The sequence below is a fragment of the Halomonas sp. DP5N14-9 genome, assembly GCF_019802175.1.
Lineage (GTDB): Bacteria > Pseudomonadota > Gammaproteobacteria > Pseudomonadales > Halomonadaceae > Halomonas > Halomonas litopenaei.
The window spans coordinates 333933-346268 of record NZ_JAHVHR010000024.1 but is presented as its reverse complement, the minus strand read 5'-3'; the positions used below and the strand labels follow the sequence as shown (position 1 = coordinate 346268).

Below are 12336 nucleotides of genomic sequence, written 5' to 3'. Positions count from 1 at the left end.
GGCGGAATACCAAGGATCACCGGCCCTCCGCGACACCCTTGCGCGCGTGAAAGGCGGAACACCGAGGATCACCGGCCCTCCGCGACACCCTTGCGCGCGTGAAAGGCGGAACACCAAGGATCACCGGCCCTCCGCGACACCCTTGCGCGCGTGAAAGGCGGAACACCGAGGATCACCGACCTCGCATCAGGCGTTGAAGCGAATCGTCCCGATCCGCGACACTTCGTAGCCGCCAAGGCTTTCCGCCTGCTCCCGTAAACGCTCACCCCGGGCGAAGGCGAACAGCCGCTGCAGGGCATCGCTGAAATAGCTGCGTCGCCGCAATAGCAGGTCGAAGGACTCCTGGTGCAGGGGCAGGAAATGAAGCCCCTGGCGCCTTGCTGCGGCCTCCACACCAAGCCCCACGTCCGCCCTGCCCTGGGCAACGGCAAGCGCCAGGTCTTCCTCGCTTGTCGCCGGATGCTCCAGCATATCCAGCCGCTCCATCTCGATGCCCTGCCGCTCCAGCAGCCAACCCAGCAAGCGATGGGCGCCGGCACCCTCGGGTCGCCGACCGATACGCAGCCCCGGCCTTGCCAGGTCACCCAGGCCTTCGAGGCCAAGCGGGTTGCCCGGCGCCAGCATCAGCCCCTGGGTACGTCTGGCCCAGTGCACCACCACCAGGTCACGCATGCCACCGAGGCCAAGCTCCGAGGGCACATTGTAGCGCCCCGCCCCGTCCAGCAGATGAGCACCCACCACCATGGCCTTGCCCGCCATCAGCCGCTGGATACCGTCGCCGCTGCCCAGGCAAAGGCTCGCCAGGCCACAGCCGCTCTCGCGCATCGCCCAGTCCAGCAGCGGATCCTGACTGCCGGCCATCACCTCCAGCGGCTCGGTCGCGGAAGACTGATCCCCCTCCAGGTGATTCATCAGCCACAGGTCGATGGCATGACGTGGAAACAGCAGTTTGCCGGTGGCACGGGTGCAGGGAATCTGCCCCTGGCGGACCAGATCGTAGACCTTGCGTGGCTTCAACCGCAGATAGTCGGCCACCTCTGCGGTGGTGAGGTAGCGAGGCAGGACGGGTTCGACCATCGGGTTACCTCCAAAAGGTGTAGAGGGCCACTATGCAGGAAGTGGTCTATGGCTGCATATATTACGGCCATGGGGTGCGCGCCGCAGTAGATCATCACATCATGCCGGTAGACCGGAAAACGGCAAGCACCCGACGCCCCCAAATCGACCGAGACACGATGACCGACTCTGCCTTCCTTACTGCCCTTGAACTCGTCATCGGTCTGGACGCCGACCTGCTCGACATCGTCGGGCTATCGCTGAAGATCTCGCTGACCGCTGTCGCCATCGCTGCCCTGCTGGCCTTTCCATTGGGGGCGGCGCTGGCACTGTTTCGCTTTCCAGGCCGAGCCCCTCTTATCGTCACCCTCAATGCCCTGATGGGCCTGCCGCCGGTGGTGGCGGGGCTCGCCGTCTATCTATTGCTGTCCCGGGCAGGGCCGCTGGGTTCACTAGGGCTGCTGTTTACCCCCACCGCCATGGTCGTGGCCCAGGTTATCCTGGTGCTGCCGATCCTGGCGGCCCTGACCCGTCAGAAGGTCGAGGAGCTCCACGGCGAGTACGCCGAACAGCTCGCCTCCATCGGGGTATCTCGGCGGCGCCGTATTCCGACCTTGCTGTGGGACGCCAGGCTGTCGCTGATCACTGTGGTGCTGGCCGGCTTTGGCCGCGCCAGCGCCGAGGTCGGGGCGGTGATGATCGTCGGCGGCAACATCGACGGCGTCACCCGGGTCATGACGACGGCCATCGTGCTGGAGACCAGCAAGGGCAACCTGCCCCTGGCTCTGGGCCTGGGTATCGTGTTGCTGACACTGGTGGGGGTAATCAATGCACTGGCGCATCTGCTGGGCGAAGCGACGCGGAGGCAGCTCGGATGACCCATCTGACGCTTTCGGTGCCGGCCACGACGCCACGCCTGAACTTCGATCGCGTCAGTTACGCGTCCCGAGGGCAGACGCTGCTGGGGCCGCTGTCGCTGAACCTGGAGGGCCATCGCCGCACCCTGATCATGGGGCCCAACGGCGCCGGCAAGAGCCTGCTGATGCGCCTGGCCCATGGTCTGCTGCAGCCGACGTCGGGGCGCCTGGTATGGGAAGGCGCGGCGCCACGCCAGGCCATGGTGTTCCAGCGCCCGGTGCTGCTCAGACGCTCGGCCCTGGCCAACCTCGAATATGCCCTGGCGGTGCAGCGGGTGCCCCGGCGTCAGCGCCGCGAACGGGCCAGGGAGGCGCTGGCGCGGTTTGGTCTGGAGGCACTTGCCCGGCGACCGGCCAGGGTGCTGTCCGGCGGCGAACAGCAGCGCCTGGCGCTGGCCCGGGCCTGGCTGCTGTCGCCCGAGGTGCTGTTTCTCGATGAGCCCACCTCGGCCCTGGATCCCGCCGCCATTCGCGCCGTGGAGGCCGCCATCGGCGACTTTCACCGCCAGGGCGTACGCATCGTGATGACCAGCCATGACCTTCATCAGGCGCGCCGACTGGCCGACGAGGTGATCTTGCTGCACCACGGCAGGCTGGTCGAACAGAGCCCTGCGGCGACCTTCTTCGACGCCCCGGTCACCGCCGAGGGCCACGCCTTTGTCCACGGCGAGCTGCTCGATTGAGCGGCCTGCCCCATCCAGAAGTCCGATCAACCCACGCAAGGAAGGCCCCCATGACAAGATATCCAGACTCCACTCCTGCCCGTGCTCTGCTTTCCGGCGCTCTGCTCTCCGGCGCCCTGCTGATCGCCGGTCTGGCGGTGTGCGCCACCAGTGCCCAGGCCGAGGATCGCTTCATCACCCTGGCTTCAACCACCTCGACCCAGAACTCGGGGCTGTTCGACGCCATCATCCCGAGCTTTACCGAGGACTCCGGCATCGACGTCCGTGTAGTCGCCGTGGGCACCGGACAGGCCTTCGAGATCGCCAGGCGCGGGGACGCCGACAGCCTGCTGGTGCACGACACCGCCGGCGAGGAAGCCTTCGTGGCGGACGGCTACGCCACCGAGCGCGCCGACGTCATGTACAACGACTTCGTGCTGATCGGCCCGGCCGAGGATCCCGCAGGCATCCGTGACGCCGAGACCGCCGCCGAGGCGCTCAACCTGATCGCCGAGCACAAGGCGCCCTTCGCCTCCCGTGGCGACGACAGCGGCACCAACCGGGCGGAGCTGCGGCTGTGGGAGTCGGCGGGGGTCGAACCCGGCGGCGACTGGTACCGTGAACTGGGCAGCGGCATGGGGGCCACCCTCAACACCGCGGCGGGCATGGGTGCCTACGTGATGTCGGATCGTGCCACCTGGGTGGCCTTCGACAACCGTCAGGATCTCGAGCTGCTTTTCGAGGGGGACGAGGTGCTGTTCAACCAGTACGGCAGCCTCAAGCTGTCACCCGAGCGCCATCCGGAGCTCAAGCACGACCTGGCCGACCAGTGGCACGACTGGCTGTTGTCCGAGGCGGGCCAGCAGGCCATCGGCGACTTCGAGGTCAAGGGACAGCAGCTGTTCTTTCCCAACGCCGACAGCGAGTAATCGCTGGCTTGCGCTGAAGCCGGCGGCCGCGCCCGAGGCAGCAACGTCAACTGACCAGGGTCGTAGCAGGGTCATATATCTCGGTCTAGGCTGATACGAGGATTGACGCGAGACGGGCGAAGGCACGCGATCGGCGTGCTTCGTTCGTCCCCATGACCGACAAGGATCCTCAATGCGCGCTCGCATCCTCTCTCTCTGCCACTGCCCGATCCCCCGCCAGGACCACCAGCACGGTGACAAGGTCGATGCCAAGATCATCAACCTGACGCCGGTGCTGGGCATGCGCGACCTCGGCTGTCGCCGAGTCACCCTAGCACCTGGCTGCCACGCCTGGCCTTTCCACTTCCATCACAACAATGACGAGATGTTCATCGTGCTCAAGGGCAAGGGCAGCGTGCGTCTGGGTGGGAAACGCTACCCCATCGTCGAGGGGGAGCTGATCGCGGCCCCCGCCGGCGACGCCGACTGCGCCCACCAGATCATCAACGACTCCGACGAACCCCTGACCTACCTGTGTATCAGCAGCATGAACGCACCGGACGTGATGGAGTATCCCGACTCAGGCAAGTTTGGTGTACTGGCCGGCAGCGCTCCGGGCGGCGACAAGGCCGAGCGCAGCTTCGAACACTACGGCATGCGCCAGGACGCGGTGGACTACTGGCAGGACGAAGGTTGATGGGACGGGCGTGCCTGGCGGCAGATGGCTCACCCTCGCCGTATCGCTCCATGCCTCGTGCCAGGCGCGCTTTCTCGGACGTTGCCGGTCTCGTGCCTGAATCTGGCCTGGCATTGAACCACTGCCATTATCCTGATCTCGATCTGAACCGCACAGCCACCCTGTTCACCCCATCGCCCTGACCCGAAGGCGTCGTCTGGCGCTTCTGGTGGCGACCCACTGCCGGGCGAGTGCCGCTCGTCTACCCGCACCTATCTACCAACTTTGGTCGCAAGCATCACAAGCTGCACTTTACGTTAACGTAAACCTTGCCTAGTCTTCTTGTCATCCCGTGAACGCTCACCGCCTGCGGTGCCGTTTCACCTCGTCACCAACACCATCAATAAAGATGGTCCGGCCCCCTCCTGGCGCCGTATCGACCATCAAGGATGCCCCGGAGCCCATCATGTTCAGCCCCTACACGCCTCTCGATTTCGGCCTCGACGAAACCCTGGTCATGCTGCGCGACCAGGTCAATGCCTTCGCCCGCGACGAGATCGCCCCCCGCGCCGGCGAGATCGACGAGAAAAATGAATTCCCCGCCGACCTGTGGCAGAAGTTCGGCGACATGGGCCTGCTCGGCATTACCGTGTCCGACGAGGACGGCGGCACAGGCATGGGCTATCTGGCCCACTGCATCGCCATGGAAGAGATCTCCCGGGCCAGCGCCTCGGTGGGCCTGTCCTACGGCGCCCACTCCAACCTGTGCGTCAACCAGCTCAAGATCAACGCCTCCGCCGAACAGAAGGCCAAGTACCTGCCCAAGCTGATCTCCGGCGAGCACGTAGGGGCGCTGGCCATGTCGGAGCCGGGCGCCGGTTCCGACGTGGTGTCGATGAAGCTGCGCGCCCGCAAGGACGGCGACCGCTACATCCTCAACGGCAACAAGATGTGGATCACCAACGGCCCCGACGCCGACGTGCTGGTGGTCTACGCCAAGACCGATCCTGACGCCGGCTCCAAGGGCATGACGGCCTTTATCATCGAGAAGGGCTTTGCCGGCTTCTCCACCGCCCAGAAGCTCGACAAGCTCGGCATGCGCGGCTCCAACACCTGCGAACTGGTGTTCGAGGACTGCGAAGTCCCCGCCGAGAACGTGCTGGGCGAGGTCGGCAAGGGCGTGCGCGTGCTGATGAGCGGGCTGGACTACGAGCGCACCGTGCTGGCTGCTGGCCCCATCGGCATTATGCAGGCGGCGATGGACGTGGTGGTGCCCTACATCCACGAGCGCAAGCAGTTCAACCAGTCCATCGGCGAGTTCCAGCTGGTCCAGGGCAAGGTTGCCGACATGTACACCACCCTGAACGCCTGCCGCGCCTACCTTTATACCGTCGCCGCCGCCTGCGACCGCGGCCAGACCTCGCGCAAGGACGCCGCCGGGGTGATCCTCTACTGCGCCGAGAAGGCCACCCAGGTGGCGCTGGACGCCATCCAGCTGCTCGGCGGCAACGGCTACATCAACGAGTACCCGACCGGGCGCCTGCTGCGTGACGCCAAGCTCTACGAGATCGGTGCCGGCACCAGCGAGATCCGGCGCATGCTGATCGGGCGTGAGCTGTTCAACGAATCCAAGTAAGGGGAGCCGGTCATGGCGATTCTGGACACCAAGATCAACCCGCGCTCCGAGGACTTCCAGGCACGGGACGCGGCCATGCGCGCCGAGGTCGGCAAACTGGCCGAACTGACCGCTGCCATCCGCCGTGGCGGTGGCGACAAGGCCCGTAGCCGGCACGAATCCCGCGGCAAGCTGTTCGTGCGCGACCGCATCGACCACCTGCTCGACGAGGGCTCGCCCTTCCTCGAATTGTCGGCGCTGGCCGCCCATGAGGTGTATGACACCGAAGTGCCGGCGGCCGGCATCGTCACCGGCATCGGCCGCGTTTCGGGCGTTGAGTGCGTGATCGTCGCCAACGACGCCACCGTCAAGGGCGGCACCTATTTTCCGCTGACGGTGAAAAAGCACCTGCGTGCCCAGGAAGTCGCGCGCAAGCATCGCCTGCCCTGCGTCTACCTGGTCGACTCCGGCGGTGCCTTTCTGCCGCGCCAGGACGAGGTATTCCCCGACCGCGACCACTTCGGCCGGATCTTCTACAACCAGGCCACCCTGTCGGCGGAGGGAATTCCCCAGATCGCCGTGGTGATGGGCTCCTGCACCGCCGGTGGCGCCTATGTGCCGGCCATGGCCGATGAATCGATCATCGTGCGCGAGCAGGGCACGATCTTTCTCGGCGGCCCGCCGCTGGTCAAGGCAGCCACCGGCGAGACCATCAGCGCCGAGGACCTGGGCGGCGCCGACGTCCATACCCGGATCAGCGGGGTCGCCGACCACTACGCCGACAACGACGCCCACGCCCTGCAGATCGCCAGGCGCTGCGTGTCCCGCCTGAACTGGCAGAAGCGTGGCGAGCTGGCGATGGCCGCTCCGCGCCCGCCCAGCCTCGACCCCGAGGAGCTCTACGGTATCGTCGGCACCGACCTCAAGAAGCCCTTCGAGGTGCGCGAGGTCATCGCGCGGATCGTCGATGGCTCCGACTTCGACGAGTTCAAGCGCTACTACGGCGATACCCTGGTCACCGGCTTCGCCCATATCCACGGTCATCCGGTGGGTATCGTCGCCAACAACGGGGTGCTGTTCTCGGAGAGCGCGGTCAAGGGCGCCCACTTCATCGAACTGTGTGCCCAGCGCAAGATTCCGCTGGTGTTCCTGCAGAACATCACCGGCTTCATGGTCGGCTCGAAGTACGAGCACGAGGGCATCGCCAAGCATGGCGCCAAGCTGGTGACCGCGGTGTCCTGCGCCAAGGTGCCCAAGTTCACGGTGCTGATCGGCGGCAGCTTCGGTGCCGGCAACTACGGCATGTGCGGGCGCGCCTTCGAACCCAACCTTTTGTTCATGTGGCCCAACGCCCGCATCTCGGTGATGGGCGGCGAGCAGGCCGCCGGCGTGCTGTCCCAGGTCAAGCGCGAGCAGATCGAACGCGCCGGCGAGTCCTGGTCCGCCGAGGACGAAGAGGCCTTCAAGAAGCCGACCCGCGAACAGTACGAACACCAGGGCCATCCCTACTACGCCAGCGCCCGACTGTGGGACGACGGTGTGATCGACCCGGCCCAGACCCGCGATGTACTGGGCCTGTCGCTGGCCGCCGCGATGAATGCCGAGATCGAACAGACGCGCTTCGGCGTCTTCCGCATGTAATGCCCTCAAGGATGGATCCCATGTCAGACATGTCCCAACTACGGATCGACGCCCGGGGGGTTGCCTGGTTGACCCTGACCCGCCCCGAGGTGCACAACGCCTTCGACGACGCCCTGATCGGCGAGCTCAACGCCCACCTGGATCAGGTACGCCAGGCCGCCGACAGCGGCGAGGTACGAGTGCTGGTGCTGGGTTCAGAGGGCAAGAGCTTCTCCGCCGGCGCCGACCTCAACTGGATGAAGCGCATGGTCGACTACAGCGTCGACGACAACCTGGCCGACTCGCGTGAGCTGTCTCGCCTGATGCACGGTCTCGACAGCCTGCCCTGCGTGACGGTGTGCCGGGTCCAGGGCGCGGCCTTCGGTGGCGCGGTGGGCCTGGCCGCTTGCTGCGACATCGTGATCGCCTCCGACAGGGCCAAGTTCTGCCTATCCGAGGTGCGCATCGGCCTGTCGCCGGCGGTCATCAGCCCCTACGTGCAGCGCGCCATCGGCAGCCGCCAGATGCGCCGCTACGCGCTCAGCGCCGAAGTGATGGATGCCGACACCGCCCAGCGACTGGACCTGGTCCACCGGGTGGTCGCCGCAGAGGAACTCGACGCCGCCATCGACGCGATGCTCGACACCCTGCTGGCCACCTCGCCCCAGGCCAGCCGGGCCACCAAGGGCCTGCTGGCAGAAGTCGCCAGAGACACCGACAGCGACGCCACCCGCGAGCGCACCTGTCAGGTCATCAGTGAGCTGCGCACCAGCGCCGAAGGCCAGGAGGGACTGGCGAGTTTCCTCGAGAAGCGCCGTCCGGCCTGGGCCGACAGCGCCTCTTCCACCAGCCCCCCTTCATCCACCAACAAAAAAGGGAGCGCCTCATGAGCTCGAATCCGTCAGACCGCCAGCCGCGCTTCGACACTCTGCTGGTGGCCAATCGTGGCGAGATCGCCTGTCGTGTCATGGCCACCGCCCGGGCCATGGGCCTGAAGACGGTGGCGGTGTACTCCGACGCCGATGAAGGCGCGCGCCACGTGCGCGAGGCCGATGAGGCGATCCGCATCGGTCCGGCGCCGGCCCGGGAAAGCTATCTCGATGTCGACAAGGTCATCGCGGCGGCCCGCCGCAGCGGCGCCGGCGCCATCCATCCCGGCTACGGTTTCCTGTCGGAAAACGAGGCCTTCGTCAGCGCCTGCGAAGACGCCGGTATCGTCTTCGTCGGCCCGCCCGCCTCCAGCATCAAGGCCATGGGCGACAAGTCCGCCGCCAAGGCCCGCATGATGGACGCCGGGGTCCCGCTGGTGCCGGGCTACCACGGCGATGATCAGGACGACGACCTGCTCAAGCGCGAGGCCGACGCCATCGGCTACCCGGTGCTGCTCAAGGCCAGCGCCGGTGGTGGCGGCAAGGGCATGCGCGTGGTCGAGAACGCCGACGAGTTCCAGGCGGCCCTGGACGGCTGCCGACGGGAGTCCCGCGCGGCCTTCAACGACGACCGCATGTTGATCGAGAAGTACCTGAGCCAGCCTCGCCACGTCGAGGTCCAGGTGTTCTGCGACAGCCACGGCGGCGGCGTCTACCTGTTCGAGCGCGACTGCAGCGTGCAGCGTCGTCACCAGAAGGTGCTCGAGGAAGCCCCTGCACCAGGCATGACCCTGGAACTGCGCCAGGCCATGGGCGAGGCGGCGGTGCGCGCGGCCCAGGAGATCGGTTACGTCGGCGCCGGCACGGTGGAGTTTCTGCTCGACGCCTCACCGGGGCAGGACGGCTCCTTCTATTTCATGGAGATGAACACCCGCCTGCAGGTGGAACACCCTGTCACCGAGATGATCACCGGGCAGGACCTGGTCGAGTGGCAGCTGCGCGTGGCCATGGGCGAGCGCCTGCCGCTGAGCCAGGATGAGCTGACCATCAATGGCCACAGCTTCGAGGCGCGGCTTTACGCCGAGGACGCCGACCAGGACTTCCTGCCCGCCACCGGCCTGCTCAGCCACTTCTCGCTGGACCTCGAGGGCGCCTCGCTGGACCCGACCAGGGTGCGCTTGGACAGCGGGGTCGAAAGCGGTGACATGGTGTCGATGCACTACGACCCCATGCTGGCCAAGCTGATCACCCACGGCCCCGACCGCGCCTCGGCGCTGGCGACCCTGAACCGCGCCCTGGCGGCCCTGGACGTGCGTGGTGTGGTCACCAACCGCGGCTTCCTGCAGCGCCTGGCCACCCACCCGGACTTCCAGGCGGCCAACCTCGATACCCGCTTTATCGAGCGCCACGAGGACAGCCTGTTCGCCTCCCGCGGCCTCGACCAGGACAGCCTGGCCAGCGCCGCCCTGGTGGCGCTGCATCAGCTGTCTCGGGAGTGCGAGAGCGACTCTCCCTGGGACCGCCACGACGGCTTTCGCCTGAACGGCCCGCGCCAGATCCGTATCGCACTGTGCGACCCGCGCGAGGCGCTGGACGCCGAGCCTGCGAGCCTGGCGCTGGTCGAGGGACGTCATGGGGCCAGTGACGACGCCTGGCAGCTCAGCATCAGCGGGGCCAATCGCGACGAGGTCCAGAAGGTATCGGCGAGCCTCACCGATCTGCCCGGCGACGCCGTGGCGATCACCCTGGACGGCCACCGCCGCCGCCTGCAGGCGCGCCTGGTGGGAGAAGGCAAGGAGCGCAACGAGATCGTGCTGTCGAGCCCCGAGGGCGAGGTCCGCCTTTACTGGCGGCGTATCGACGCCATCGACCACGGCCAGCACGAGGTCGAGTCGACCCTGACCGCGCCCATGCACGGTACCGTGGTGGCGCTGCTGGTTGCGCCCGGTGCTGCCGTTGCCAAGGGTGACGCCCTGATGGTGATGGAAGCGATGAAGATGGAGCACACCCTCACCGCCCCGGCCGACGGCGCCGTGGCCAGCTTCCACTTCGCCGCCGGCGACACCGTCGGCCAGGGCGACGTGCTGCTGGAGTTCGACGCCGGCGCGTCGCCAACAGAGGCGCAGTCAGAGACACAGCCCGAAACCGAGCAAAAGGAGTCCCGCTGATGGCCCTTCCCGCCAGCGTTCGCATCGTCGAAGTCGGGCCTCGCGACGGCCTGCAGAACGAGCCGGACCCGATCACCACGGCGACCAAGCTCGAACTGGTCGAGCGCCTGGCCCAGGCCGGCCATCGCCACATCGAGGCGGCCAGCTTCGTGTCGCCCAAATGGGTGCCGCAGATGGCCGACCACCGCGAGGTGATGACCGCCCTGATGCGAGAGGGCAAAGGCCAACCAGGGGTGCGCTATTCGGCGCTGACCCCCAACCTCAAGGGACTGGAGGCGGCCATCGAGTGCGGCGTCGATGAGGTGGCGGTGTTCGGCGCGGCCTCGGAGTCGTTCTCGCAAAAGAACATCAACTGCTCCATCGCCGAGTCGCTCGAGCGCTTCGCCCCGGTGGTGGAACGCGCCCGCGATCAGGGGATCCAGGTGCGCGGCTATGTGTCCTGCGTGCTCGGCTGCCCCTACGAAGGCGACATCGCTCCCGAGCAGGTGGCGGCGGTCGCCCGGGCGCTGGACGAGATGGGCTGCTACGAGGTGTCGCTTGGCGACACCATCGGCACCGGTACCCCGCTCAAGGCCCGGCGCATGCTCGAGGCGGTGGCCCGTGACGTTCCGGTCGAGCGTCTGGCCGCCCACTTCCACGACACCTATGGCCAGGCGCTGGCCAATCTGGCCGCGGTACTCGAGGACGGCATCCAGGTGATCGACAGCTCGGTGGCGGGCCTCGGGGGCTGCCCCTACGCCAAGGGCGCCAGCGGCAATGTCGCCACCGAGGACGTGGTCTACCTGCTTGAAGGCCTGGGCATCGAAACCACGGTGGACCTCGAGCGCATCGCCGCCGTGGGCGACTGGATCACCCGCGCCATCGGGCGTCCCAATCGCTCCAAGGCCGGTGTGGCGGTGGTTGCCAAGGGCTGACCAATGCCGAGGGGGAAGGAGGGAAGCGAGAAACAGGGCCTGAGCAATTCTTCCCTCCCTTCCCTCTCTCTTTCCTCTCCCTTCTCTCTCTCTTTCCTCTCCCTTCTCTCTCTTTCCTCTCCCTTCTCTCTCTTTGCTCTCCCTTCCCTCTCCCTTCTCTCTCTTTCCTCCCCCTCCCCATGCCTTCCCCTTCCTTTCCATCCCGCGACATACATCGCATCGTGCTATTCTCAGTGTCAGTCCATGAGAGGAACAGGACATGAGCGCACAGGGCCAACGCATTCTCGAGCAGATTCAGCAGCAGCTGCAGCAATCTACCGAGGCGGCAGAGACGGCAGGCTGGGATGACGTGGATATCACTGCCTCGGGCACAGTGGTGGTGCGCAGGTACGCCAGCAAGGACGCCGCCGAGCTCGAGCGCCAACGCATCGACCAGAGCTTCCCCCTGGCTTCCCACGACAGCCAGTAGCAGCGTAGCCGCCCACCATGATCGGGCTGCTCATCTTTCCCGTGCTGGTGTGTGGCTATATCTACCTCACCGAAAGCCCTGCCGAGCGCATCCTTATCAGCTCTACATTCGTGCGGCACAGTTCGACATTCTTATTGTCGCGGTGGTCGCCTTGCTGTTCGCCAGCTGATGGCAACCGGACTTTATCTGCAACGCCTCCTCCTCCCGCCACCATGGCATCGCTTCCGATTGCTTCATTCCTCACGAACAGAACACGCAGGGCGAACACTTCCCCGCCCTCGGTAGTACGAAGGCTCCTTCAATGCCTGCGTGGCGCGGGCCCCTGAGTCTCCGGGCAACTGTGCCGATCGGGTCGCAAGCGTTTACAGGGTTGGTTGTGAATGCAGCAGGCGCCGCCTAGCGTTAGATGGCATCGCTTGCCGACTTTGCGCGCCTGACTTGTCGTGCCTGACGTTTCGCGCT

11 protein-coding genes are annotated in these 12336 nt (G+C 66.4%); 10 read left to right on the top strand and 1 reads right to left on the bottom strand.

Annotated elements, in window-relative coordinates; genetic code table 11:
- Positions 1-186 precede the first annotated feature (186 nt).
- Positions 187-1077 carry a helix-turn-helix transcriptional regulator gene (locus KUW00_RS14535; protein ID WP_222569392.1) on the bottom strand — a complete coding sequence of 297 codons (891 nt, stop codon included), beginning with the start codon at positions 1075-1077 and terminating at the stop codon, positions 187-189.
- Between the two features lie 158 nt (positions 1078-1235).
- Between KUW00_RS14535 and KUW00_RS14530 the strand changes: the two genes are divergently transcribed.
- The 10 genes from KUW00_RS14530 to KUW00_RS14485 all read left to right on the top strand — a co-directional run bounded on the left by KUW00_RS14530 (position 1236) and on the right by KUW00_RS14485 (position 11874).
- On the top strand, positions 1236-1934 hold the full coding sequence (locus KUW00_RS14530) for an ABC transporter permease (protein ID WP_108132752.1): 699 nt from the start codon (positions 1236-1238) through the stop codon (positions 1932-1934).
- On the top strand, positions 1931-2656 hold the full coding sequence (locus KUW00_RS14525; RefSeq protein ID WP_045994994.1) for an ATP-binding cassette domain-containing protein: 726 nt from the start codon (positions 1931-1933) through the stop codon (positions 2654-2656). Before KUW00_RS14530 ends, KUW00_RS14525 begins: the two co-directional genes overlap by 4 nt.
- A gap of 50 nt (positions 2657-2706) precedes the next feature.
- Positions 2707-3564 (top strand): substrate-binding domain-containing protein, encoded by an 858-nt coding sequence (locus tag KUW00_RS14520; RefSeq protein ID WP_222569391.1) that lies wholly within the window; start codon positions 2707-2709, stop codon positions 3562-3564.
- Positions 3565-3736: 172 nt separating this feature from the next.
- Complete coding sequence (locus tag KUW00_RS14515) at positions 3737-4240, top strand: cupin domain-containing protein (protein ID WP_222569390.1); 504 nt, start codon at positions 3737-3739, stop codon at positions 4238-4240.
- Between the two features lie 445 nt (positions 4241-4685).
- Entirely contained in the window at positions 4686-5855 is a 1170-nt protein-coding gene (locus KUW00_RS14510; protein WP_045994997.1) for an isovaleryl-CoA dehydrogenase, read from the top strand.
- A gap of 12 nt (positions 5856-5867) precedes the next feature.
- The gene (locus tag KUW00_RS14505) at positions 5868-7475 is read left to right on the top strand and encodes a carboxyl transferase domain-containing protein (protein ID WP_108132749.1); all 1608 of its coding nucleotides are present in this window, start codon (positions 5868-5870) and stop codon (positions 7473-7475) included.
- Positions 7476-7495: 20 nt separating this feature from the next.
- Entirely contained in the window at positions 7496-8344 is an 849-nt protein-coding gene (locus tag KUW00_RS14500; RefSeq protein ID WP_222569389.1) for an enoyl-CoA hydratase-related protein, read from the top strand.
- Entirely contained in the window at positions 8341-10491 is a 2151-nt protein-coding gene (locus KUW00_RS14495) for an acetyl/propionyl/methylcrotonyl-CoA carboxylase subunit alpha (protein ID WP_222569388.1), read from the top strand. Before KUW00_RS14500 ends, KUW00_RS14495 begins: the two co-directional genes overlap by 4 nt.
- Positions 10491-11405 (top strand): hydroxymethylglutaryl-CoA lyase, encoded by a 915-nt coding sequence (locus KUW00_RS14490; RefSeq protein WP_222569387.1) that lies wholly within the window; start codon positions 10491-10493, stop codon positions 11403-11405. The genes KUW00_RS14495 and KUW00_RS14490 overlap by 1 nt, the downstream gene beginning before the upstream one ends.
- A gap of 259 nt (positions 11406-11664) precedes the next feature.
- Complete coding sequence (locus KUW00_RS14485; protein ID WP_124804405.1) at positions 11665-11874, top strand: hypothetical protein; 210 nt, start codon at positions 11665-11667, stop codon at positions 11872-11874.
- Positions 11875-12336: the final 462 nt, after the last annotated feature.